This is a genomic window from Streptomyces sp. NPDC027189 (genome assembly GCF_055566975.1).
The window spans coordinates 344,884-368,643 of sequence record NZ_JBVHRI010000006.1 but is presented as its reverse complement, the minus strand read 5'-3'; the positions used below and the strand labels follow the sequence as shown (position 1 = coordinate 368,643).

The following is a 23,760-nucleotide window of genomic DNA, read 5'->3' as shown; positions in this document are numbered from 1 at the left end:
GCGCACAGCGCGATCATTCTTCGTCGTGAGCGTGTACTCGTCAAGAGTCGTGGCCGGTAGGGCAGTTCGGCGTGTTACGCGAACCGCCACAGGTGATCCTCGGTGCCGTTGTCGTCGAACTGCACCACCTGTGCGCTGTTCGACGTCGACATCCCGTCGACACCGAGCACCTTGCCGCTGTGCCGGTTGCGGACCAGGAACCAGCCGTCGCCCCGGTCGACGAAGGTCCACAGGTGGTCGTCGGTGCCGTTGTCCTCGTACTGCACCACGTGGGCGCTGTTCTCGGTGGACATGCCGTCCACGCCGAGCACCTTGCCGCTCTGGCCGTTGCGGACGAGGAACCAGCCGTCCGACTTGTCGATCAGCTGCCAGGCGTGGTCGCCGGTCCCGGAGTTCTCGAACTGCACGACCCGGGCGCTGTTGGCGGTGGACATGTTGTCGACGGCCAGGACCTTGCCGCTGTGCTTGTTGAGGATGCGACGGAACGGGGGCTCCGGAGTCCACGGGGTGCCGTCCGGTGCGACGGTCGGGAACGACGCGATCCGCAGGCGGGCCGCTCCCAGCGGGATCAGCGTGACGGTCTCGACGGGCTCCGCGCTGTGCGCCGGGCTCTGCTGGAGGGGTGCGACGACGTGCTCGTCGTCGGCGATCCATTCGGGGAGGCGGCGCGCTTCGGCCATGATCCGCACCGGACTGCCGCCCTGGGTGAACGGATCGTCGGCGAGCGGGCCGTCCTCGCGCCGGAAGACCGGCGAAGTGCCGGACAGGAGAGCGTAGTTCCATGCCGTGGTGGCATGCACCTCGTACTCGGGAAAGGTGTCGGTGCCCGCGTAACGGACGTACTTCTCGCCGATCCTCAGCCCGTAGGCGAGGGGGCCGCGGGTGACACTCACGGAGTCGTGGTTGCCGTGCCAGGTGCGCACGGTGGTGTGCTGCGGCAGGCGCAGGACCACCCGGTCGCCGTTCGACCAGGTGCGCTCGACGCGGACGAAGGCAGGCCCCTTCGCGGCCGGCACCGTCCTTTCATTGACGCGGAGTTGTGGCGCCGTGCACCAGCCCGGTATCCGCAGGTACAGCGGGAAGGCGACGGGGCGCGAGGCACGCACCGTGAGCGTGATCGTCTCGCCGAACGGGTAGTCGGTGTCCTCGGTGACGGTCACCGGCGTACCGCCCGCGACCTGTGCGGTGACGCGGCACGGGGCGTACAGGGCGGCGGCCAGGCCGCGGTCGGGCGTGGCCAGCCACAGCTCCTCGCTGAAGTAGGGCCAGCCCATGCCGTAGTTGTGCGGGCAGCAGCGGTACTGGTCGACACCCGGCTGGTACGCCTGCATGGCGAAGCCGTTCTGGAACTGGCCCTGCGTCTTGCGGGAGTTGTCCAGATCGACGCTGTTGGCGCTGGTGATGTAGTGGACTGCCTTGCCCTCGGGGTCGAGCGCGGCGGGCAGCATGTTGAAGGCGAGGTCCTCGCAGCGGTCCGCCCACACCGGGTCGCCGGTGACGCGGGTGAGCAGTTCGTGGCTGGCCATGAACTCGACGACGCCACAGGTCTCGAAGCCCTGCCGGGGGTCGCCGAAGCCGGGGCGGATGTTCTCGTCACCCGCGAGGCCGCCACCGGGGAACTGGCCATATCCGCCCAGTACTTGTTCGTAGGTACGGTAGGTGGCCTGTCTGAGGTCGGCGTCTCCCGAACGCTGTGCGTACTGGGCCGGTTCGCGGAACCCCTGCGCGATGTTGACGTTGTGCGCGCTCGGCAGGGCGCCCGTCCAGTCGGCGCCGTAGGTGTGCATCTTGTCGACGAGGTCGAGCAGGAAGCCGTCGCCGGTGCGGCGGTGGAGCCACAGTGCCACGTCCATGCCGTCGCCCCAGCGCAGCGAGACCCAGCTGGTGTCGAAGGCTCCCCGGCCCTGGGCGTTCATGAAGCGCAGGAAGCGGGTCAGGAAGGGCACGATGCGCTCGTCGCGCGCGTACTCCTCGTGGCTGCGCAGGGCCTGGAGCAGCGGCAGGAAGGGCCAGAAGTCGGGACCCCCGTTGAGCGAGGTGCGCAGGGCTCGTGGGCCGAAGAACCCGTCGCTCTGCTGGGTGGCGAGGATGGCGTCGATCCAGCGGCGGGACTGTTCGAGCGCCGTGGCGTCGCGGGTGGCGATGGACAGGGGAATGTATCCGCGCAGCCAGTAGGGCAGTTCCTCCCAGCCGCCGTTCTCCGGGTGGGCCCAACCGCTGGTGGCGAAGTCGAGGAAGTGGGAGCGCTCGGCGTAGCGGCCGCACAGGCCCGCGAGCTGCTGCCGCAGTTGCCCGTCGAGCCAGCCGCGCGGGGTGATGCTGCCGGGCGGCAGGCGGGTGAAGGCGTCCGCGAGGGGGCCGGACGCGGCGGCGGCCGGCTGGGCCGTGCCGAGCGTGAGGGCCCCCAGGGCCAGGGAGCCGGTCTGCAGGAAGAGTCGTCGGTCGAGGGGCATACGGGTGCTCCTGGGGCCTAGGGAGAGATGAGGCGGTACGGCCCGCCCGCTCCCGCGGGAGGGGGCGGGCCGTACGACGACCCGTCAGCGGGTCAGGACGGGGCGCGCGGGCATCAGCGGGGAGGCGTCGTCCGGGTGCGCCCCGCCGTCAGGAGCAGCCCGCCGGGGCCGCCTGCGACGCGTCATGGATCAGCGCGTCGTGGGCCGCCTTCATGCGCTTGACATCCGGTTTGACCACCTTGCGGTCGTAGGTCACCAGCCCGTTCAACTCGCCCTCCACATCCGAGATCTGGGTGTAGACGGCGCCGTTGCTCCCCTTGCAGACGAGCTTGCGCACCTCGTCCAGCCGGGCGAGATAGTCGTCGGTGTACGTCGAGGGGTCCACGTCCACGTACGACTGCTGAACCGACCAGGCGTGGCCGGGCACCGCGAGGCCGAGGCCGCCGTACTCGCCGCTGACCAGGGCTCGTTTCCCGTCGGGGGCGGGGGGCAGCGCGGGGCTCGGATAGCCGTGCTCGTCCATGATGTCGCCGGTGCCTCCGTCGGCTCCCAGGTTCAGGCCCGACATGTTGTTGACCAGCCGCGTCGGATCCCAGGCCTTGGCCTGGGCGGCGATGCGGCCCACGTCGTACTGGCCCCAGCCCTCGTTGAACGTCACCCACATGACGATCGACGGGCTGCTGATGTGCTGGTCGATCATCTGCTGCATCTCGTGCTCGTACTCGGCACGGGACGCGGCGTCCGGATTGACCCCGGCGGTCATCGCGGGCATGTCCTGCCACACCATCAGACCCAGCCTGTCCGCCCAGTAGAACCAGCGGTCGGGCTCTACCTTGATGTGCTTGCGAACCGCGTTGAAGCCCAGCTGCTTGTGCAGCTTCAGGTCGTACGCGAGGGCCTCGTCGGTCGGCGCCGTGTGCAGTCCATCGGGCCAGAAGCCCTGGTCGAGGGTGGCCATCATGAAGACGGGCTTGCCGTTGAGGACGGTGCGCGGGGTTCCGTTCACCTGCTCCACGGCGATGGACCGCATGCCGAAGTAACTGCCGACGCGGTCGGCGCCGACGCTCACCTTGAGGTCGTAGAGGAACGGGTCGTCGGGCGACCACAGCCGCGGGTTGTCGATCTTCAGGACCAGCGGCTGTCCGGTGCGCCCGGTCACGGTGCCGACCGGGCGCTTCCCCGCGTACGCGGTGGCCGAGACGGCCACGCCGTCACGAACACCCCTGGGCTCGATGATGAGTTGGCCGCTCTTGACGTCGGGTGTGAGCTTGAGCGAGTCGACGTGGTCGGGCGCGACCGGCTCCATCCACACCGTCTGCCAGATGCCCGAGGACGGTGTGTACCAGATGCCGCTGGGGTCCAGGCGCTGCTTGCCGAGCGGCGGGTTCTCGCCGCCCTGCGCGTCGGTCGGGTCGTAGACGCCGACGATCAGCTCCTGGGTGCGGCCGGGCTTCAGCGCGTCGGTGATGTCGGCACTGAACTTGTCGTAGCCGCCCTTGTGTTCGGCGACCTCGGTGCCGTTGACGTACACCTCGGACTGCCAGTCGACGGCGCCGAAGTTGAGCCGCAGCCGCTTGCCGGAGCCGACCTTCCAGTCGGCCGGCACGGTGAAGGTGCGGCGGTACCACATGCGATCCTCGTGCCGTTCGATGCCGGAGAGCTGGGACTCCACGGGGTACGGGACGAGGATCTTCTCGCCGAGGGTCCTGCCGACCGGGGGCTGCTCGCCGGCCCGGGCGGCAGCGAACTGCCACGAGCCGTTGAGGTTGCGCCAGTTGTCCCGGGTCAGCTGGGGCCGTGGGTACTCGGGGTGGGCGTTGGCCGGTCCGACGTCGTCCGCCCACTTCGTGCGCAGTTCGTACGTGGAGTGGTTGGGTCCGCTGCTCCAGAAGGCGCTGACAACGTTGCCGTTCGTGCCGGAGAGACCGCCCTTGCCGTCGTAGCGCAGGTCCGCGGTGCCCTTGGCCGTGCCGGTCTTGTTGCCGACGACGGGTTCCTTGAGCCCGACGAGCAGGGCCTTGGGGTCGGACGGGTCCAGCTTGGCGCCGTTCAGGGGCCACTTGGCGCCGCCGATCACGGCCTCGACGTGGTCGGTGAATCCGGCCGGGGGCGCGGTCAGCGCCTGCGCGAAGTCGAGCCGCAGCGTGCGGCCGTCGCGGGCGACCGTGGTGGCGATGGCGCCGTCGTAGGCGTATCCGTCGGGCAGCCGGAGCGCCGACTGCGGGACGGCTGTCTTGCTGCCGCCGGGCGGTGTCCAGCGCAGATGGAGGTTGGAGCCGCCGTAGTGCTCGAAGTACTCGACCTTGATGTCGTAGGCGTGGCCCGCGGTCAGGTCGACGGGGCCGGACGTCTGTTCCCGGTCCCAGTCGTCGACCCAGTGGTCGATGACGAGTTGCCCGTCGACCCACAGCCGGAAGCCGTTGTCGCCGGTGATCGAAAAGGTGTGGGCGCCGGTCTTCTCCGGCACGATCCTGCCGGTCCAGCGGACGCTGACGTCGTCGGACTGTCCGGTGGCGAAGTTCAGGCGCGGCTCCAGGTTGTCGAAGTCGAGCCCGGGGTCGAATCCGGTGGCCTTGAGCTCGTGGAAGTCGAAGGCTCCGGGGGCGGACTGGGTGTAGTAGTCGCCCTTCAGCCCGTGGACCTCGACGGGGTCGTCGGCAGCGCTCGCGGCGGGTCCTGCGGTGAGTCCCGCGATGCCGAGTGCCACGGCGAGGAGAAGGGCCAGTCGTTCTCTGAATCGTCTGATGCGCACGAATCCTCCTTGGCTGAGGAAGGGTGGCGGCTCGCTGCTTCAGTCTGTACAACGTTGGAAGGAACGGCAGTTGGCATAACAGCACGGCTCCCAGCCTCTGTCCAGGGTCATGACAAAAGCCCTGGCGGAAGGGGCGCACATCGATGAAGAGGAGATCCCTTGCGGGTCAGCCTGAAGGACGTCGCAGAGCGCGCCGGCGTCTCGATCAAGACCGTCTCGAACGTCGTGAACAACTATCCGCACGTCACGCCGGCCATGCGGGCCAAGGTCCAGGAGGCCATCGACGAACTGGGCTACCGACCAAATCTCACGGCACGTCATCTGCGAAAAGGACGCACCGGGATCATCGCCCTCGCCGTGCCGGAGCTCGGCAACCCCTACTTCGCGGAACTGGCCGGTGCCGTCATCGACGCGGCCGCCGAGCACGAGTTCACCGTGCTGCTGGACCACACGCGGGGCGATCGCGAGCAGGAGGTTCTGGTCAGTCAGGGCTTCCGGGCCAATGTGATCGACGGTCTGATCCTCAGCCCGCTGGAGCTGGAGGCCGACGACCTGCGGGGACGCGCGGACGACGTACCCCTGGTGCTCCTCGGCGAGCGCGAGTACGACGCGCCCTACGACCACATCGCGATCGACAACGTGGCGGCCGCGCGGACCGCGGTACGCCACCTGCTGGGCCGCGGCCGCTCACGGATCGCCTACCTGGGGGCCCGCACCGACTCGGCCAACCGACCCGCCCATCTGCGACTCGCGGGCTGGCGCGAGGAGTTGACGGCCGCGGGGGTGCCCGCACCCGACAGCCTGGTGGTGCCGGTCGGCGGCTGGAGCCGCGACGAGGGCGCACGGGCGATGGCCCGGTTGCTGGACTCGGGGGTCCGCCCGGACGCGGTCTTCGCCTACAACGACCTGGTCGCGATCGGAGCGATGCGGGTGCTGCACGAGCGGGGACTGCGCGTGCCGTGGGACGTCGCGGTGGTCGGGTTCGACGACATCGAGGAGGGCAGGTTCGGGGCTGTCACGCTGACCACGATCTCCCCGGACAAGCAGGTCATCGCGCGAATGGCGATGGCCTCGCTGCTGCGCAGTCTGTCGGGTCGCGCGGAGCCCGGCGGGCGTGAACTGACCGCGGATTTCCGGCTCGTGGAGCGCGAGAGCACCTTGGGCCGACGCTGACGAGATTTCGGACGGAAGGGTTTACAGCCTCCTTCCAACGATGTAAAACCCTCCCCTGAACGACGTGCACAGCGAGTTGACCGCAAGAGCCGAACTTCCCCGGGAGCGCTCTCAGCGCCGGGGCGTGCCGTTTGGGGACTCCATGAAGCCGACCGCCATCCTTCGCCGAACCTCTGTCCGGACCCTCCTCGCCACCGGCCTCGTCACGAGCCTCGCGCTCGTCTCCGGATGCGCCAAGTCGGAGGACGACGCCGGCAAGGACAACAGCTCCACCAGTCAGGGCGACTCGGGACAGGTCGTCGCGTCGCCGAGCACGGGCTCCGGGCCCACCTGCACCATCGACGCCTACGGCGGCAAGAAGATCGACCTCAAGTCCGCGACCGTGGGCTTCTCCCAGTCCGAGAAGGAGGCCAACCCCTTCCGGATCGCGGAGACCGCGTCGATCAAGGCCGAAGCGCAGAAGCGGGGCGTGAAGCTCCTGACCGCCAACGCCCAGTCGCAGTTCTCCAAGCAGATCAGCGACGTCCAGGACCTCATCGCCAAGGGTGCCGACCTCCTGGTGATCGCGCCGCTCAACTCGGACGGCTGGGAGCCGGTGCTGCGCTCCGCGTCGGCCAAGCACATTCCGATCGTCACCGTCGACCGCAAGATCAACGCGACTGCCTGCAAGGACTATGTGAGCTTCATCGGCTCCGACTTCGTGGAGCAGGGCAAGCGGGCCGCCGACCGGATGATCGAGGCGACGGGCGGCAAGGGTGAGATCGCCATCCTGCTGGGCGCCGCGGGCAACAACGTGACGACCGAGCGCACCAAGGGCTTCGAGGACCGCGTCAAGGAGAAGGCGCCCGGCCTCAAGATCGTCTTCAAGCAGACCGGTGAGTTCGCCCGCGAGAAGGGCCAGTCCGTCACCGAGAACCTCATCCAGTCCAAGCCCGGCATCACCGGGATCTACGCCGAGAACGACGAGATGGGCCTCGGCGCGGTCAACGCCCTGAAGGGGGCAGGCAAGAAGCCGGGCGCCGTGAAGATCGTGACGATCGACGGCACCCGCAACGCCGTGCAGGGGATCGTTGACGGTTGGATCGACGGCGTGATCGAGTCCAACCCGCGCTTCGGACCGCTCGCCTTCCAGACCCTCGACTCGTTCACCCAGGGTGACAAGGTGGCCCAGGACATCGTTATCCAGGACAGCGCGTACACGACGGACAATGCCAAGTCCGACATCGCCAAGGCGTACTGACGTGCTGTCAGTGACCGGTCTGTCCAAGACCTTCCCCGGCGTGAAGGCTCTGTCCTCGGTGGACTTCACGGCCCGCGCCGGGGAGGTGCATGCGCTCATCGGCGAGAACGGCGCGGGCAAGTCCACCCTCATCAAGGTACTCACGGGCGTGTACCAGCCCGACGAGGGCGAGGTGACGTACGACGGCTCCCCCCTCCGCTTCGCCACTCCCCTGCAAGCCCAGCACGCGGGCATCTCCACCATCTACCAGGAGGTCAACCTCGTCCCGCTGATGAGTGTGGCGCGCAACCTCCTGCTGGGCCGGGAGCCCCGCAACCGGCTCGGCCTGATCGACTTCCGGCGCATGCACCGGGCGGCCGACGAGGCGCTGCGCGGGCTCGGCATCCGCGTCGACGTGCGCCGACAGCTGCGCGAACTGGGCGTAGGCGCCCAGCAGATGGTCGCGCTCGCCCGCGCCGTTTCGGTGGACGCGCGGGTCGTCATCATGGACGAACCGACCTCCTCGCTCGAACCCCGCGAGGTGCAGACCCTGTTCGAAGTGATCCGCACGCTGCGTGAGCGCGGCATCGCGGTGATCTACGTCAGCCACCGCCTCGACGAGCTGTACGAAATCTGCGACACGGTCACCGTCCTGCGCGACGGCAAGGTGGTGCACGCCGGGCGGATCGCCGACCTGGACCGGCTGCGGCTCGTGTCGCTGATGCTGGGCCGGGAGATCGGCGTCGTACAGGACGAGGGGCTGACCAAGTTCACGGGGAGCCACGACACCGCGGTCGAACCGGTCCTGCGAGCCGAGGAATTGACGGTCCGTCATCTACTCGACGGCGTGTCCGTGACCGTACGCCCCGGTGAAGTGGTGGGGCTGGGCGGGCTGCTCGGCTCGGGCCGCACCGAGACCGCGAAGGCCATCGCGGGCGCCCTGCGCACCGACTCCGGCCGGATCGTGGTGGCGGGCGCGGCGGTGCGCACCGGCTCGACGCCGGCCGCGATCCGCGCGGGCATCAGCCTGCTGCCCGAGGACCGCAAGGCGGAGGGCGTGCTTCCCGGACTCTCGGTACGGGAGAACATCGCGCTCGCCGCGCTGCCCGGCCTCTCCCGGTTCGGCCTGGTCGACGAGGCGCGCATCGACCGGATCGTCGACACCTTCATGAAACGGCTGCGCATCAAGGCGGCGGACCCCCACCAGAAGGTGGGCGAGCTCTCCGGCGGCAATCAGCAGAAGGTCCTGCTGGCCCGCTGGCTGGCCATGCACCCCAAGGTCCTCCTGCTGGACGAACCGACCCGGGGCATCGACGTCGGCGCCAAGGCGGAGGTGCAGAAACTCATCGACGAACTCGCGGACGACGGCCTGGGCGTTCTGCTGATCTCCTCGGACACCGAGGAGCTGATCGAGGGCAGCGACCGGGTGGTCGTCCTCAAGGACGGCGCCGTCGTGGCGGAGCTGACCGGCGACGCCGTCACGGAGGACCGGCTGATGCGCGCCATCGCCACCGCGCCCACCGCATCCACCGCCGCCGGAGACCACGATGACTGATCTGACGCTGGGCCGGGTGACCGCGGACCGCGACCGGCTGCTGCGCCTGCTCCAGGAATACGGCGTCTATCTGGGCGTCGTGGTGCTGCTCCTGGTGAACACCGTCTTCACCCCGCACTTCCTGTCCGCCGAGAACTTCCGCACCCAGGCGGTCCAGGTCTCGCCCGTGCTGATCGTGGCCCTCGGCATGGCGCTGGCGATCGGCAGCGAGGGCGTGGACCTGTCGGTGGGCTCGGTGATGGCCCTGTCGACCTCGCTCCTCTCGCTCTACCTCGGATACGGAGTGTGGATCGCCGTACTGGCCGCGGTGGCGGGCGGAATCGTGGTCGGCGTCGCGAACGGTGCGCTGATCGCCTTCGTCGGCGTCCAGCCGATCGTCGCGACGCTCGCCCTGATGGTCGCCGGACGCGGACTGGCCCTGGTCCTGCTCCCCCAGCTCAAGGACGTGCACAACCCGGGCATGGCGGAACTCGGCTCGGGCGATGTGCTCGGCGTGCCGTACCTGGTGCTCATCGCCGTCGCGCTCGCGCTGCTCATCGCCTTCGTCGTGCGCCGCACGACATTCGGCCGACAGCTCCTGGCCCTGGGCGACAGCCGGCCGGCCGCCCGTCTCGCCGGGCTGCCCGTGCGTCGCGTACTGATCGTGGTGTACGTCTGCTCCGGCGTCCTCGCCGCGATCGCGGGCGTCCTGGCCACCGCGCGGCTGACCGCGAGCGACCCGACCTCGCTGGGCACCCTGATGGAACTGTCCGCGATCACCGCCGTCGTGGTCGGCGGCACTCCGCTGAGCGGCGGCCGGGTCCGCATCGGCGGTACGGTCGCCGGCGCGGTGCTGATCCAGTTGCTCACCACCACGCTCATCAAGCACGATCTGCCGCCGTCGTGGACCCAGATCGCCCAGGCCGTGGTGATCGTCCTCGCCGTCTACGCGGCACGGGAACGGGGGAAGCGATGACGGCAGGTGTGGACAGTCCGGTACACGCGATGAGCACACCCGGGCAAGAACCCCTGGGCGCCCGCCGCTCCGAGCGGCTCAGCGCTCTCGCCCAGCAGCACGGCGCCCTGATCACCCTCGTGGTCGCCGTCGTCGCGGCGTCCCTGAGTTTCGACACGTTCCTGACCGGCGACAACCTGGAGAACATGGCGCTGTCCTCGGCGTTCCTCGCGGTGATCGCGCTCGGCATGACCTTCGTGATCGTCACGGGCGGCATCGACCTGTCGGTCGGATCCCTGTTCGCCCTCGGCGGGGTGCTGGCCGCCTGGGGATCGCGGTACGGCACGGTGGTCGCCCTGCTGCTCCCGCTGGCCGTGTGCGGGCTGATCGGTCTGGTCAACGGCCTCCTGATCGCCCGCTCGCGGCTGGCCCCGTTCATCGTCACGCTCGCCTCGATGCTGGGCGCCCGGGGCATCCTGCTCTCCCTGACGGACGAGGGTTCCACCACGTATCTCGTGGACAAGGACTCCTTCTTCGCCACCCTCGGACAGGGCACACTCCTGGGTGTCGGTGTGCCCGTCTGGATCACCGTCGCACTGTTCGTGCTGGGCGCACTGGTGCTGCGGCGCACCCGGTTCGGGCAGTACGTGTACGCGGTCGGAGGCAACGAGGACGCGGCGGCGCTGATGGGCGCCCCCGTGGCCCGTACGAAGATGTGCGTGTACACGCTGTCCGGGCTGTGTGCCGGGCTCGCCGGGGCGCTCAACGCGGCCTGGCTGGCGTCGGGCGTGACGATCCTCGGCTCCGGCATGGAGCTGGACGCCATCTCCGCCGCGGTCATCGGCGGGACGCTGCTCACCGGCGGATTCGGCTTCCTGAGCGGCTCGTTGGTCGGAGTGCTCCTGCTGAAGGTCATCCAGAACGTCATCAACCAGATCGGTTCACTGGACTCGGCGTACCAGCAGGTCGTCAGCGGCGCCTTCCTGGCCGTCGTGGTCATCGCGCAGACATGGCTGGGACGGAGGCGCCGGGTGCTGTGACGGTTCCTTTGGACTGAGCTGGGAGTGAGTCCTCGTGCCGGAACCCTGCTGAGCCGCGTGTCCCGAACGGTGTTGGGCACGCTGGTCACCCGGCCCCTGCCGGGACCGGACCACGTGATCACCAGCGGCCGGCGACCCGAGAAACGATCCCACCTTGGCCTGCACCGCCGCGTCCACATGCGTCACCCCCTGCCGATCCCGGACGGCGACCCCCGACGGACCGGGTACTACGAAGGATGCCGCCACCTCGCGCAGCCCGCCCATCAGGGGACGTGCTGTCCCTTGCCCAATGCGATCACCCCGCCCTTGGAGACCGTGTAGAGCTCCGCGTCCCGCGAGGGGTTGACGCCGATCGTCGCGCCCGGCGGCACCTCGACGTTCTTGTCGAGGACCGCGCCGCGCACGACCGCGCCCCGCCCTATGTGGACGTTGTCGTGCAGGACCGAGCCCTGGACGACGGCTCCCGGGTCGACGACAACGCCCGGTGAGAGCACGGACCTCGTGACCTGCCCGCGAATCAGGGAGCCCGCGCTGATGATGGACTCACTCGCGATGCCACCGGCGTTGAATCTCGCCGGCGACAACTGCCCGGAGTGGGTGTAGATGGGCCAGCTGCGGTTGTAGAGGTTGAAGGCGGGGCGCTCGGCGATCAGATCCATGTGGGCGTCGTAGTACGCGTCGAGGGTTCCGACATCGCGCCAGTAGCCCTGGTCGCGGGTGGTCTCGCCGGGTACGTGGTTGTCGCTGAAGTCGTAGAGCTGCGCCTCGCCCCGGTCGGTGAGCATGGGCAGGATCGAACCGCCCATGTCGTGCACGGAGCGCTCGTCCTCGGCGTCCCGCTGGAGCGCCTCCACCAGGGCCTTGGTGGTGAAGATGTAGTTGCCCATGGAGGCGAAGACACACTCGGGGTCGTCGGGCAGGCCGGGCGGATCGGCGGGCTTCTCCAGGAAGCCCTGCACGGTCTGGCCGTCCGATCCGGGGCTGATGACCCCGAAGGAGGAGGACTCGGCGCGCGGCACGCGTATCCCGGCCACCGTCACGCCCGCGCCGCCCTCGATGTGCTGGGCGAGCATCTGCCGCGGGTCCATCCGGTAGACGTGGTCGGCGCCGAACACCGCGATGTAGTCGGGCCGTTCGTCGTACACGAGGTTCAGCGACTGCAGGATCGCGTCGGCGCTGCCCAGGTACCAGCGCGGGCCGAGCCGCTGCTGGGCCGGGACGGGAGTGACGTAGTTGCCGAGCAGGCTCGACATCCGCCAGGTCGTGGTCACATGCCGGTCCAACGAGTGCGACTTGTACTGCGTCAGGACGCAGATGCGCAGGATGTCGGCGTTGACGAGATTGGAGAGTACGAAGTCGACGAGGCGGTACGTGCCGCCGAAGGTGACCGCGGGTTTCGCGCGGTCCGCGGTGAGGGGCATCAGACGCTTGCCCTCTCCACCCGCAAGTACGATTCCCAGCACCGAAGGTCCACCGCGCCGCATGCCGCCGCCCCTCTACGCCCGGTCGAGCCGCGCCCGCTGTGCCGGGGCGGCCCCGTTGCTGAACTACGCCTGTCCGATGGTTACCCCGCTTTGAGCACTTCCTCGTACAACTGGACAGTCCGCCGGGCCACGGCGTCCCACCCGAACTCCCGCACCGCGCGCTCCCGTCCGGCCTCGCCCATCCGCCGGGCGGTCCCGGGGTCGGCGAGCACGGAGTCGAGGGCGATCGCCAGACTCGCCTCGAAGTTCTCCTGCAGCGGCACGAGGACACCCGTCACCCCGTCCTCGACCACCTCGGGAATCCCGCCGACCCGGGACGCCACCACGGCCGTTCCGCAGGCCATCGCCTCCAGGTTGACGATGCCGAGCGGCTCGTACACCGAGGGGCAGACGAACACGGCGGCGTGCGTGAGGAGTTGGATGACGTCCGGGCGCGGCAGCATCTGCGGGATCCAGTGCACTCCCCCGCGTACGCCGCTCAGCTCCTGGAAGAGGTCGCGGAACTCCCGGTCGATCTCCGAGGTGTCGGGGGCGCCCGCGCACAGCACCACCTGGACCGCCGGATCGATGTTTCGTACCGCGCGCAGGAGTTGGGGCACACCCTTCTGGCGGGTGATACGGCCGACGAACAGGACGTACGGGCGGCCGGTGTCCAGGCCGATGCGGTCGAGGACGTCCGTGCCGTGGTCGGGCCGGTAGAGGGCGGTGTCGATGCCGTTGTGCACGACGCGCACCTTGGCCGGGTCCAGGGCCGGATAGCAGGCGAGGATGTCCTCGCGCATCGCGCCGGAGACCGCGATCACCGCGTCCGCGGCCTCGATGGCGGTGCGTTCCGCCCAGCTGGAGAGGGCATAGCCGCCGCCGAGCTGCTCTGCCTTCCAGGGGCGCAGCGGTTCCAGCGAGTGGGCGGTCATGACGTGCGGGATGCCGTACAGCAGCTTGCCGAAGTGGCCCGCGAGATTGGCATACCAGGTGTGCGAGTGGACGAGTTCGCGGCCTTCGAGGGCGGCGGCGATGGAGAGGTCCACGGAGAAGGTGCGCAGCGCGTCGTTGGCGCCGTCGAGCGAGGGCCAGGGCCGGTGACGTACGACGCCGCCCGCGGCGCCCTCGCCCCAGCAGTGCACGTCCAGCTCCGTGAGGCCGCGCAACTCCCGGGCGAGGAACTCGACATGGACGCCCGCGCCGCCGTACACGTCCGGCGGGTACTCCCGGGTCAGCAGTCCCACGCGCACACGGAACCCCCCGTCATCGCGGCTGGTGCCCCTCATGGTCACTCAGATGGGGCAGTTGGGGAAGACCACGCGAACACCACGGCTGTCAGGAACGGCCGGCCTCCGGCCGCGGCGGGTGGTCGAAGCAGCAGTCGCCGCACAGTCCACCGCCGGGAAGGCGGTAGTAGAGGCAGCAGCTGCGGCGGCGGAGCGTGCGGGGGTCGAGGGTGCCGGAGAGGTCGGGGTGCGCGAAGAGACGGGAGGCGAGTGCGTGGGCCCGATCGGCCACGTCCGTACGACCGTTGGCACGCGCCCAGCGGTCGAGCTGGCGTACCGCGCCGGCCAGGGCGGAGCCCGCGTTGCCCCACAACAGGCGTGGTGAGACGCGGTACCGGAAGTGCAGGACGGCCGCCAGCGGGGCGAGGTGGGCGGCTCGTACGACCTCGTCGACGGCCGTGGCGGGCAGGGCGCGCACCTCGGACAGCCACAGGTCTTCCGGAGCGCTGCCGTCCGGATCCCAGCGCAGCAGCTCCGGATCGAGGTCGGGCACCTGCCCGTACAGTGCGGCGGCGCCGAGCGCGATCGACCACAGCCGGGCGGCAAGGGCCTGGTGGGCGATCGAGACCGCGATCCGCGGTTCCGGCGCGTGAAGACCCTGCGTGACTTTCCGGACACGAAAAGTTATCGGATCCGCGTAAACATCGTCCTGGCCCTCAAGTCGTGGCGCCGCGTAGGCCTGCGCGAGGGTCGGCAGCGGGCCGCGCGGCGGTACGCCGGTGCGTAGTACGAAGAAGCCGCCGAGCGGGCCGAGCGCCGCGAGTTCCGGATCGAGGTCCACGAAGAGCAGTAGTACCAAGCCCCCTAGGGGATTCCACCAGCGGGTCGGCCGTCCGTGTAACCCACCCTGGGGAGGACAGCGGGCGATTCGTACTCCATCGGTAGTAGGACTCAATGCCTGCTCAAGTACGACGACGTGAACTAATTCGCGAGGCATCGTTGTTTTCATGCAAGCCGACCGTTCGTCGCACCGGGCAGAACGCGCCCGCCGTACGCAGAGGAGGGACTCATGAGCGCCCTCGCTTTGTCCGTGCTGCTCTCGTTCGTCTCCGCCGTCGCGTACGCAGGCGGCGCGATCGTCCAGGAGCAGGTCGCCCTGACCTCCCCCGGCCAGACCTACGCACCGCTGCGCAGGCCGATCTGGTGGGCCGCCGTGGCGTTGAACGGCCTTGGCGGGCTGCTGCACGTGGTGGCCCTCGCCTACGGCCCGCTGAGCCTCGTACAGCCGCTCGGCGCGCTGACCATAGTCTTCGCCCTTCCCATGGCGGCTCTCTTCGTCGGCCGCAAGGCCGGCGCGACCGCCTGGCGCGGCGCGATCATGGCAACGGTGGGCCTCGCGGGCCTGCTGTCGCTGGTCGGCGCCTCCGAGGCGCAGTCGCTCGGCGGCACCCAGCGGGCGGCGCTGGCCGTGGTGGCGGGCGGCTCGGTGGCGGCCCTCATGGTGGCGGGCCGCGCCGCACACCGGCACCCGGCGGTGCGCAGTGTGCTGCTGGCGGTCGCCGCGGGCATCGCCTTCAGCATGTCCTCGGTGTTCACCAAGACGGTCGCCGTGGACTGGTCGCAGCAGGTCTCACTCTCCGACCTGTCCAGCCTCGCCGTGATCGGTGTCTTCGCGACGGCCGGCATGCTGCTGTCGCAGGCCTCCTACCGGGGCGGCGGCCTGGCGGCGCCGCTGGCCACGCTGACGGTCGTGAACCCCGTCGTGGCGGCCGCCGTGGGCATCACGATGTTCGGCGAGACCTTCCGTTACGGCTCGACGGGCACCGCCCTCGCGCTGGGCTGCGGAGTCGTAGCCGCCGGCGGTCTGATCCTGCTCACGACGGAGCGGATCGGCGGCACGCGGCCGACGACCGAACCGGCCGAGCCCGCGGTCGAGTCGGCGTTCGCCGCCGGCACGCCCGACACGGTCCCGTTCGAGATCGAGGCGGTCCCGGTCCCCGTCGGGGCCGGGCCGGACCTCGCCGCTCTCACGAGCGCCGAATCGGAGGTGGAGGGGCTGCTCGTAGGCCTTCCCGACCAGCCGGTCGCCGGGGTCCGCGGGGAGCTCTTCGGATCCGCCGACGACATCCTCGTACCGGGCGAGGACGTCATCGCGCCGGACGGGGACGTCTTCGCGCCGGACGGGCAGGCCTTCGTACCCGGGCCCATGCCGGTGCCTGCCGCGGAGAACACCTCGCAGGAGAGCGCACCGGTGGACGAACTGCCGTACTACGCCGTCCTGTGCGGCGGGCCGTACGTGCCGATGCCCTTCGTCAACCACCACCGCACGAGGGTCAAATCCTGACCCCGCCCGCCCTCAGGTAGGCCACCGGGTCGACGTCGGATCCGAAGCCGGGCCCCGTCCGCACTTCGAAGTGCAGATGCGGGCCCGTGCTGTTGCCCGTGGACCCCGAGCGGCCGATGCGCCGGCCGCTCACCACGCTCTGCCCCGCCTTCACGGAGATCGCGGACAGGTGGGCGTACTGCGTGTAGCGGCCGTCGGCGTGCCGGATCACCACCTGGTAGCCGAAGGAGCCGCCCCAGCCCGCGCTGACGACCTGACCGGCCGCGACCGCCTGCACGGAGGTCCCGGTGGGCACGGGGAAGTCGACGCCCGTGTGGTAGCCCTTCGACCAGGAGGAACCGGCGGCATGGTAGGGCGTGCCGGTCGCCGCGTTCACGGGGGCGACGAAGGAGGGCGCCTTCTTGGCCGTGTCCGAGGTGGTCCTGTCGGCCGAGGGCTTCTTCGTCGGCGCCGGCGCGGTCTCCGTGTGCGCGGGCGCCTGGGCCTTGCCGCGCAGGTTCAGCCGCTGGCCCGGCAGGATCAGATCCGGGTCGGAGCCCACGGTCTTGCGGTTGGCGGCGTACAGCCGCTGCCAGCCGCCCTGGACATGCCGGGAGTCGGCGATGCCGGAGAGGGTGTCGCCGTGCACAACGGTGTACATCTCGGCGGTGCCCGCCTGCGACTGGGGCGTGGTCTGCGGCTGCACGTCACGTACGGAGCGCTGCGTCGGCTGGGGCGTGGTGCCGGACGGGCTGATGTCGGGGGTGTCGCCGCCTCTGGTCAGCCCGGCACGGACCGAGCACACCGGCCAGGCGCCGGGCCCCTGGCCCCTCAGCACCTTCTCGGCGACGGCGATCTGCTGGTCCTTGGTGGCCTGATCCGCGTGCTGCGCGTACACCTTGCCGCCGTACGCCTCCCAGGTGGACTGGGTGAACTGCAGGCCGCCGTAGTAGCCGTTGCCCGTGTTGATGCTCCAGTTGCCGCTGGACTCGCAGGCGGCGACCTTGTTCCAGGTGCCCACATCGGCCGCGTGGGCAACACTGGTTCCGACGAGCGGGAGCGCGATACCCGCGCCGCCGGCCGTGACAGTGAGTGAGGCGCGGTTGATCCTGTTGGGCTGGTACCGGCGGTGCCGGCCGCGTACGGCCATGAGCGAGCCCCCCTCGACATGCGTCAGGAGCGGCAAAAGTATGCGCTGCGAACAGGCCATGACAAGAGGGCAATCGGCCGTCCACGCACCCCAAGTGACCGGGAATCACCACGCGTTCCTCGGGTCACTGAGGCGGGTGGGGCACCTTCTGCGTACACAACGTCGGCACGTCAGGATCCGTGCACGGCGAATCGGTGAGTCGGGGTCGCGGTGGCGCAATACTGGCGGGCAGACCGGCATTACCGATTCCAGGAGCTTTGGGAGCCAACCGTATGAGCACTTCAGCCCAGATCGGCGTCACGGGTCTCGCGGTCATGGGGCGCAATCTCGCCCGCAATTTCGCACGCAACGGCTATACGGTCGCCGTGCACAACCGCACCGTGGCACGGACGAACGCGCTGATGGAGGAGTTCGGTCACGAAGGCGAGTTCGTCGCGGCCGAGACGGCCAAGGAGTTCGTGGCGGCGCTGGAGCGGCCGCGGCGCCTGATGATCATGGTGAAGGCGGGTGAGCCGACCGACACGGTGATCCAGGAGTTCGCTCCTCTCCTGGAGCCCGGCGACATGATCATCGACGGTGGCAACGCGCACTTCGCGGACACCCGGCGCCGCGAGCGGGCACTGCGCGAGCAGGGCATCCACTTCGTCGGCACGGGCGTCTCCGGCGGCGAGGAGGGCGCGCTGCACGGGCCCAGCATCATGCCGGGCGGCTCGAAGGAGTCGTATGGGTCCCTCGGTCCGATGCTGGAGAAGATCTCCGCGAAGGCGGCCGACGGCGCGCCGTGCGTGACGCATGTCGGTCCCGACGGCGCGGGCCACTTCGTGAAGATGGTCCACAACGGCATCGAGTATGCCGATATGCAGCTGATCGGCGAGGCTTACCAGCTGTTGCGCGATGTGGCGGGCTACTCCCCCGCGCAGATCGCGGACATCTTCCGCACCTGGAACACGGGCCGGCTCGACTCGTATCTGATCGAGATCACCGCCGAGGTGCTGTCGCACGTGGACGCGGCGACGGGCAAGCCGTTCGTGGACATCGTCGAGGACCGGGCCGAGCAGAAGGGCACGGGCCGCTGGACGGTCCAGATCGCGCTCGACCTCGGTGTTCCGGTGTCCGGTATCGCCGAGGCGGTCTTCGCGCGCTCACTGTCCGGGCACGCCGATCTGCGGGCCGCCTCGCGCGGACTCGCCGGACCCAAGGCCACGCAGCTCGGGGAGGCCGAGGCGGCGGCCTTCGCCGACCGGGTGGAGCAGGCGCTGTACGCGTCGAAGATCGTCTCGTACACCCAGGGCTTCCACGAGATCACCGCGGGCAGCGACGAGTACGACTGGAACATCGACCCCGGTGCCGTCGCCTCCATCTGGCGCGGCGGGTGCATCATTCGCGCCGCCTTCCTCGACCGCATCCGCGCCGCCTACGACGCCCGGCCCGACCTGCCGAGCCTGCTCTCGGACGAGACGTTCGCGCAGGAGATCGCGGCGGCCCAGGACGACTGGCGCGAGGTGCTCGTCGCCGCCACCCGCCAGGGCGTGCCCACGCCCGGCTTCTCCGCGGCCCTCGCCTACTACGACGCCCTGCGCGCCGAGCGTCTGCCCGCCGCCCTCACACAGGGGCAGCGGGACTTCTTCGGGGCGCACACGTATCGCCGTACGGACCGGGAGGGGTCGTTCCACACGCTGTGGGGCGGCGACCGGTCGGAGGTCGAGGCGTAGGCGCCTGCACTGCCGAAGCCGTCACGTCCCTGGAGCCGGGGCGTGACGGCTTCGTCGTGATGGGGGCGTGGCGGCTTCTTCGTGGTGGTGGGGGCGGCCGGCGCCTCGTACGCGGCGGCCGCCATGCCGTTGGGTGACTGTTCGGATGCCCGCTCAGGAGATCGGCCCCGGCTGGGGCTCCGGCTCCGGTACCGGGTCGGGGCCCGGTGGCTTCGGGATCGGGGACGGAGACGGGACGGGCTCCGGGGAGGGGTGGGGGCCCGGGTCCGGGGTCGGCTCAGGGAAGGGCTCCGGGCGGTCGGGGCCCGGGCCCGGGGTGGGGCCCGGCTTCACCGGGTCGGGGAACGGATGCGTCATGGTGTCCTCCAGCCAGTCGGTACGTCGGCCCTGGACTTGTCCCACGCGTACCCGGCCCCCGCGCACCCACTCACCCCGTCGCGCGCGGGATGGCGACCAGGTGGTCCTACTCGGCGTGCGCCGCCGCGGGCGGGCGGCCGCCCCACGCCGCCGTCCATGGCCCCGGCCCAGCACCTGACCGCGACCTCGACCCCGGTGCTGTCCAGCCCCGTCCGGGGCTGGACGCCGGAGCGGAGCACCGTGCGAACGTGGACAGGGCGCCATGCGCCGCGGCCCCCTCCTCGGCGAGGGCGTGTCGGCTCCAGGGTGCTCTCCGGCGCCGCGAGGACGACGACACGCGGGCCCGCGGCCACCGTGGCGGCGGCCATCGGGCGGTCCACGCGGAGCACGGGCACCCCGGCGCCGGCCCGTTCGGCGACGGCCTCGATGGGCGAGCAGGTGCAGAGCACCGCCCGCGCGCCCTGAGCGACGGCCTGGTCGAGCAGCGATCGCACCTCGTCGGCCACCGCGTCGGGGCCCTCGTTCCGGGCGCGGGCGAGCAGCTCCTCGGCCGCCAAGTGCCGCAGTTCCAGCCCCTGGTGGGCCTCGTCGCGCGACGCGTCGAAGACGTGCACGGGCGAGGTGTGCAGGAGGGCGAGCGGGCCGGACCGGGGCCTCAGGGGCACTGTCCTCAGAAGCGCCCGGGGTGCGCCTTGAGCCATTCCACCGCCGCTTCCAGCAGCTGAGGATCGGCCGCCGGAGCCTCCTCGGGGTGACGCGCCGCCCACTTCACGACGTACGGGCACAGCGGTGCGACCACAACGCCCTCGCGCGCGGCGATGGAGTACAGCTCTCGGGCGAGGGAGCCGGCGATGCCCTTGCCCTCGTGCTCGGGTTCCACGATGGTGTGCACGGGGACGAGCGCCCGCGCGGGCGCTTCGAGCACGAAGTACTCGATGTGGCCGACCACTTCATCCCCGGCGAACGCCTCCAGGCGGCCGCCCGCCCGGTCGTCGCGGATCTCGATGTCACTCATGGGCACTCCTCGGGTCCTCGGGTCCGCCGGACTTCAGACGGCGACGGACTGCGGGCTGCGCTCCTGGTCCGAGCCCGGCACCGGCTCGGACGGATCGGCGCCGAGGGCCATGATCCGGTTGTCGCGGTCCACGTGCACGACCCGCGGCCGCAGCGCCCGCGCCTCGGCGTCGGAGACCTGAGCGTAACTGATGATGATCACCAGATCTCCGGGATGGACGAGATGGGCCGCCGCTCCGTTGATGCCGATGACTCCGGAGCCGCGCTCGCCCTCGATGACGTACGTCTCCAGGCGGGCACCGTTGGTGATGTCGACGATGTGGACGAGCTCGCCCGGCAGCAGATCGGCGGCGTCGAGCAGGTCGGCGTCGATGGTGACGGACCCGACGTAGTGCAGGTCGGCTTGGGTGACCGTGGCACGGTGGATCTTGGACTTGAACAGAGTACGAAGCATTCAGAACTCCCGGAATTCGCTCCCTGCCTGCTTTGTACAGGTCAAGGGCTGTTCACTCAGCTTATAACGGGCCGTTCTCCACCGGACGGCCGCCGCCGAGGGTGGACTTGCACTGACCGCTTGCCGAGTTTTCTGACAGGTCGTCAGTCAGGATTTCGCAGACTTTCGGCAGTCAGGGTATGGACCGGAGCCGAGAAGCCGCATCGAGACCCTGGTCACGTCGCGATGGGACAGAACTCACGACTCCTCGGCCCACTGCCACCTGGCCAGCGTCTTCGCCCTCAGCTTCCCATTAAGTCGAGCGTGGACGCCGCGCCTTGTCCGTATCATCCGGGACGACACCGTGCCTCCCGGCCGCGAAGCCGACAACGGGCGTACGGCCGGTACGTCGACCTCGACCAGGACCCCCGGAGCCGGGCCGGCGGTGACCGTCGCACTCAGGGCCGTCGACGGTCGCCTCGACGTCGGCGCCCTCGAAGACGAGTACGGCCGCATGCTCACTCGGCCCTTGATGCGATGCGCCGGAAACCCGGACCGGACACCGCCTTCGGGGTGAGTTCCGCGATCAGTGCCCGGACGGGGGCACAAGCTCAGTCGGCCACCGCGACCGCGTCCCTGATGAGGCGGCGAGCGGCCATGTCGGTACGGGCGACGTCATGGGTCACCAGGCGGTCCTGGCACAAACCGCGCAGGCCGGAGACGAGGAGCGTGGCCCCGGTTCGCGCCTGCTGCGGCGAGTGCCCCAGCCGGACGTACGCCGCGGCGATGGGGCCGGCCATGACCTCGACGGTCTCGGCCGCGATGCTGCCGTACTGCTCGGGATCGGTGGCGGCCAGGCTGAGCAGCTGCAGCAGCATGCGGATCGGCCCGGACTGCTCACCGACGGTCATCGCTTCCCACAGGGCATGGGCCGCCTTGCGCAGTCCCGCGGTGTCGCTGACGTCGTCGAACATCGCGTGGACGTCGGGGCGACTGGCGGCCAGGGCCTGGGCCAGCAGGTTCTCGCGGCTGCCGAAGTAGTACAGAAGCATGCGCTTGGTGGTGCCGATCGACTCGGCGAGCGGACTCAGCGACATCTGCGCGACGCCGTGGTGCTGGAGGTGGTGCACCACCTGTTTCAGCAGCTCGGCACGCTTTTCGGCATTGACGGGACGAGGCACGGCTTTGACTGTACCGATCGGTACGCGTATGGTCCAACCGATGTAGATGTGCCGATCGGTACATCTATCGAAGGGCGCGCCATGGCGATGGTCGGGCGCGGGCGACCGAGAGGAACGCCGTGAAACTGGTGGGACCGCGGGTGGTACAGGACCACCGGCACCGAAGAAGCGGCCGTCGGATCGCCGGGCATCCGGCCGGCCGGGTGCTCAGCGACATGGCTCGCCCGGGCGCCCGGGAGGTGGTTCTGTGAAGCATGTGAAGCACCGGAGCGAGCGTCCCCCCGGTGTCACCTTGGTCAAAGTCCTGGCCGAGACCCTGATGATCCCGGCCCTGCTCTTCCTCGGCCTGCTGTTCTGCTTCCCCATGGCCTTCCACCAGCCTCAGCCCGACCACGCGAAGCTCGTGATCGCCGGTGCCCCGGTGACGCGCAAGGTCGACACCGCTCTGCAGCGGCAGCATCCCGGCGGGTTCGACGTCACCGCCGTGACAGACGCCCGGGAAGCCCGCCGGGCGGTACTGGACCGGGACGCCGTGGCCGGCTTCGCCGCGCAGGGCAAACACGCCGTGCTCTACGTGGCCGGGGCCAACGGGGTGAGCCTCGAGCAGGCCCTGACCAAGGGCTTCACCCAGCTTGCGGCGCACAACCACCAGAAGCTGACGATCACCGACGTGGCGCCCACCGTGAGCAAGGACGGACTCGGCACGACCCCGGTGTACTTCGCGATCGCCTGGAACATACCCGGCTACATCCTCGCGACGTCCCTGCTGCGGGCGGTGACCCTCAACCGGCGCAAGAAACTGCTGACGGTCGCGTGCTTCGCCGCGGTCTTCAGCGCCGTGGGCTTCTTCGTCGGCGTGGGGCTGGGATACCTGCCCGACTCCCCCGCCGCCCTGGCGATCGCCTTCTTGCTCACCATGGCGGTGGGCACGTTCTCCCTCGGCATGGCGCCTTTCGTCAAGCACTTCTTCCCGCTCGCGGGCCTGGGCATGTACATCGTGCTGAGCGTTCCCTCCAGCGGCCTGGTCCCCGTCCAGCTGCTGCCGCGGTTCTTCCAGGGCCTGCACACCGTCATGCCCCTCGGTAACGCGGTCGACGGCCTGAGAGGGGTCCTGTACTTCGACGATGCGGGCGTGCTCCAGCCGGTCCTCGTGCTGTGCGCATGGATCACGGCAGGTATGACCCTGCTGGTTCTTGACGCGTGGCGGCACCACCGCACGGCCGCACGACAGGGAGCCGAGGACGAGCAGGAGGACATTCCGGAACCGCCGGTGGAGGACCCCTCCATGGAGGCGCCGGTGCCCACGGCGCTTCCGGTCCGCCCCCATCACTTCGGCGAGCTGCTGCCGATGCTGGAGGGCACCGTCCACGACGGCGAACAGCAGCCCGTCCGCCATGCCGCAGTGACCGTCATGGACACCAGCGGCCGGCAGGTCGTGCGAACCGCGACGAACGCGCGGGGCGAGTACGCCGTGACCGGTCTGCCCGAGGGATACATCAATGTGGTGGTCTCGTACCCCGGCCGCAGCCCGCTGGTGCACCAGAAGCTCCTGCAGTCCGGTGTGGCCGTCCGGGCCGACTTCACCCTGCACGACCGGCGCGACGGAACGACTCGCGCGGCGGCTCAACCCCTCGATCTCGAACCCACGGGACGCGGATCCTGAAGAGCTGACCGACTGCCGCTCGGCATCTGGTGACCCGGGCCACCACAGCGCGGGACACGAGGGAGGCACTTCGCGCCCCGGCCCTCGGATCCACCGCAACACGGCACGC

At 70.0% G+C, this 23,760-nt stretch carries 18 protein-coding genes; 8 read left to right on the top strand and 10 right to left on the bottom strand.

The window, feature by feature from the left end; translation table 11 throughout:
• Positions 1-74 precede the first annotated feature (74 nt).
• Both ACZ4RZ_RS17760 and ACZ4RZ_RS17755 read right to left on the bottom strand, forming a co-directional pair.
• On the bottom strand, positions 75-2,453 hold the full coding sequence (locus ACZ4RZ_RS17760; protein ID WP_467745538.1) for a beta-L-arabinofuranosidase domain-containing protein: 2,379 nt from the start codon (positions 2,451-2,453) through the stop codon (positions 75-77).
• Between the two features lie 148 nt (positions 2,454-2,601).
• A complete protein-coding gene (locus ACZ4RZ_RS17755) occupies positions 2,602-5,205 on the bottom strand; it encodes a PA14 domain-containing protein (protein ID WP_467745536.1) in 2,604 nt (867 codons plus the stop codon).
• Positions 5,206-5,364: 159 nt separating this feature from the next.
• Here ACZ4RZ_RS17755 and ACZ4RZ_RS17750 point away from each other — a divergent pair, with 159 nt between their 5' ends.
• From ACZ4RZ_RS17750 to ACZ4RZ_RS17730, 5 genes are all read left to right on the top strand, one after another.
• Positions 5,365-6,378: a LacI family DNA-binding transcriptional regulator gene (locus ACZ4RZ_RS17750; protein ID WP_467745535.1), complete on the top strand. Its 1,014-nt coding sequence runs from the start codon at positions 5,365-5,367 to the stop codon at positions 6,376-6,378.
• A gap of 142 nt (positions 6,379-6,520) precedes the next feature.
• Positions 6,521-7,618, top strand: coding sequence for an ABC transporter substrate-binding protein (locus ACZ4RZ_RS17745; RefSeq protein ID WP_467745533.1), 1,098 nt, complete (start codon positions 6,521-6,523; stop codon positions 7,616-7,618).
• A gap of 1 nt (position 7,619) precedes the next feature.
• Positions 7,620-9,152: a sugar ABC transporter ATP-binding protein gene (locus tag ACZ4RZ_RS17740; RefSeq protein WP_467745531.1), complete on the top strand. Its 1,533-nt coding sequence runs from the start codon at positions 7,620-7,622 to the stop codon at positions 9,150-9,152.
• Positions 9,145-10,107 carry an ABC transporter permease gene (locus ACZ4RZ_RS17735; RefSeq protein WP_467745530.1) on the top strand — a complete coding sequence of 321 codons (963 nt, stop codon included), beginning with the start codon at positions 9,145-9,147 and terminating at the stop codon, positions 10,105-10,107. Before ACZ4RZ_RS17740 ends, ACZ4RZ_RS17735 begins: the two co-directional genes overlap by 8 nt.
• 29 nt (positions 10,108-10,136) lie before the next feature.
• Entirely contained in the window at positions 10,137-11,126 is a 990-nt protein-coding gene (locus tag ACZ4RZ_RS17730) for an ABC transporter permease (protein ID WP_467745528.1), read from the top strand.
• 263 nt (positions 11,127-11,389) lie between these two features.
• Here the strand turns inward: ACZ4RZ_RS17730 and glgC are convergent, their stop codons facing one another.
• From glgC to ACZ4RZ_RS17715, 3 genes are all read right to left on the bottom strand, one after another.
• On the bottom strand, positions 11,390-12,610 hold the full coding sequence (gene glgC / locus ACZ4RZ_RS17725; protein ID WP_467745527.1) for a glucose-1-phosphate adenylyltransferase: 1,221 nt from the start codon (positions 12,608-12,610) through the stop codon (positions 11,390-11,392).
• An 80-nt stretch (positions 12,611-12,690) separates the two neighbouring features.
• Positions 12,691-13,842 carry a glycogen synthase gene (glgA, locus tag ACZ4RZ_RS17720; protein WP_467745801.1) on the bottom strand — a complete coding sequence of 384 codons (1,152 nt, stop codon included), beginning with the start codon at positions 13,840-13,842 and terminating at the stop codon, positions 12,691-12,693.
• Between the two features lie 85 nt (positions 13,843-13,927).
• Positions 13,928-14,677, bottom strand: a complete 750-nt coding sequence (locus tag ACZ4RZ_RS17715) for a (2Fe-2S)-binding protein (protein ID WP_467745525.1) — start codon at positions 14,675-14,677, stop codon at positions 13,928-13,930.
• A gap of 210 nt (positions 14,678-14,887) precedes the next feature.
• On the opposite strand from ACZ4RZ_RS17715, the gene ACZ4RZ_RS17710 reads away from it, so the two are divergent.
• Positions 14,888-16,162, top strand: coding sequence for a DMT family transporter (locus ACZ4RZ_RS17710; protein ID WP_467745523.1), 1,275 nt, complete (start codon positions 14,888-14,890; stop codon positions 16,160-16,162).
• Here ACZ4RZ_RS17710 and ACZ4RZ_RS17705 read toward each other — a convergent pair.
• Positions 16,152-17,291, bottom strand: coding sequence for a transglycosylase family protein (locus ACZ4RZ_RS17705; protein ID WP_467745522.1), 1,140 nt, complete (start codon positions 17,289-17,291; stop codon positions 16,152-16,154). The genes ACZ4RZ_RS17710 and ACZ4RZ_RS17705 overlap by 11 nt on opposite strands.
• 272 nt (positions 17,292-17,563) lie before the next feature.
• Between ACZ4RZ_RS17705 and gndA the strand changes: the two genes are divergently transcribed.
• The gene (gene gndA / locus ACZ4RZ_RS17700; protein ID WP_467745520.1) at positions 17,564-19,003 is read left to right on the top strand and encodes an NADP-dependent phosphogluconate dehydrogenase; all 1,440 of its coding nucleotides are present in this window, start codon (positions 17,564-17,566) and stop codon (positions 19,001-19,003) included.
• Between the two features lie 353 nt (positions 19,004-19,356).
• Here the strand turns inward: gndA and ACZ4RZ_RS17695 are convergent, their stop codons facing one another.
• The 4 genes from ACZ4RZ_RS17695 to ACZ4RZ_RS17680 all read right to left on the bottom strand — a co-directional run bounded on the left by ACZ4RZ_RS17695 (position 19,357) and on the right by ACZ4RZ_RS17680 (position 21,988).
• Positions 19,357-20,061, bottom strand: coding sequence for an arylsulfatase (locus ACZ4RZ_RS17695; protein ID WP_467745518.1), 705 nt, complete (start codon positions 20,059-20,061; stop codon positions 19,357-19,359).
• On the bottom strand, positions 20,031-20,375 hold the full coding sequence (locus ACZ4RZ_RS17690) for a GNAT family N-acetyltransferase (protein ID WP_467745516.1): 345 nt from the start codon (positions 20,373-20,375) through the stop codon (positions 20,031-20,033). The genes ACZ4RZ_RS17695 and ACZ4RZ_RS17690 overlap by 31 nt, the downstream gene beginning before the upstream one ends.
• A 33-nt stretch (positions 20,376-20,408) precedes the next feature.
• A complete protein-coding gene (gene panD, locus ACZ4RZ_RS17685) occupies positions 20,409-20,828 on the bottom strand; it encodes an aspartate 1-decarboxylase (RefSeq protein WP_467745514.1) in 420 nt (139 codons plus the stop codon).
• A gap of 590 nt (positions 20,829-21,418) precedes the next feature.
• Positions 21,419-21,988 (bottom strand): TetR/AcrR family transcriptional regulator, encoded by a 570-nt coding sequence (locus ACZ4RZ_RS17680; RefSeq protein ID WP_467745512.1) that lies wholly within the window; start codon positions 21,986-21,988, stop codon positions 21,419-21,421.
• A 247-nt stretch (positions 21,989-22,235) separates the two neighbouring features.
• On the opposite strand from ACZ4RZ_RS17680, the gene ACZ4RZ_RS17675 reads away from it, so the two are divergent.
• Positions 22,236-23,651, top strand: coding sequence for a carboxypeptidase regulatory-like domain-containing protein (locus tag ACZ4RZ_RS17675; protein WP_467745511.1), 1,416 nt, complete (start codon positions 22,236-22,238; stop codon positions 23,649-23,651).
• Positions 23,652-23,760: the final 109 nt, after the last annotated feature.

Coding starts and splice junctions, on each gene's coding strand:
- ACZ4RZ_RS17695 (WP_467745518.1), bottom strand. CDS start 20,061: ATGGCTCAAGGCGCACCCCGGGCGCTTCTGAGGACAGTGCCCCTGAGG.
- ACZ4RZ_RS17760 (WP_467745538.1), bottom strand. CDS start 2,453: ATGCCCCTCGACCGACGACTCTTCCTGCAGACCGGCTCCCTGGCCCTG.
- glgC (WP_467745527.1), bottom strand. CDS start 12,610: ATGCGGCGCGGTGGACCTTCGGTGCTGGGAATCGTACTTGCGGGTGGA.
- panD (WP_467745514.1), bottom strand. CDS start 20,828: ATGCTTCGTACTCTGTTCAAGTCCAAGATCCACCGTGCCACGGTCACC.
- ACZ4RZ_RS17735 (WP_467745530.1), top strand. CDS start 9,145: ATGACTGATCTGACGCTGGGCCGGGTGACCGCGGACCGCGACCGGCTG.
- ACZ4RZ_RS17745 (WP_467745533.1), top strand. CDS start 6,521: ATGAAGCCGACCGCCATCCTTCGCCGAACCTCTGTCCGGACCCTCCTC.
- ACZ4RZ_RS17730 (WP_467745528.1), top strand. CDS start 10,137: ATGAGCACACCCGGGCAAGAACCCCTGGGCGCCCGCCGCTCCGAGCGG.
- gndA (WP_467745520.1), top strand. CDS start 17,564: ATGAGCACTTCAGCCCAGATCGGCGTCACGGGTCTCGCGGTCATGGGG.
- ACZ4RZ_RS17710 (WP_467745523.1), top strand. CDS start 14,888: ATGAGCGCCCTCGCTTTGTCCGTGCTGCTCTCGTTCGTCTCCGCCGTC.
- ACZ4RZ_RS17705 (WP_467745522.1), bottom strand. CDS start 17,291: ATGGCCGTACGCGGCCGGCACCGCCGGTACCAGCCCAACAGGATCAAC.
- ACZ4RZ_RS17690 (WP_467745516.1), bottom strand. CDS start 20,375: ATGAGTGACATCGAGATCCGCGACGACCGGGCGGGCGGCCGCCTGGAG.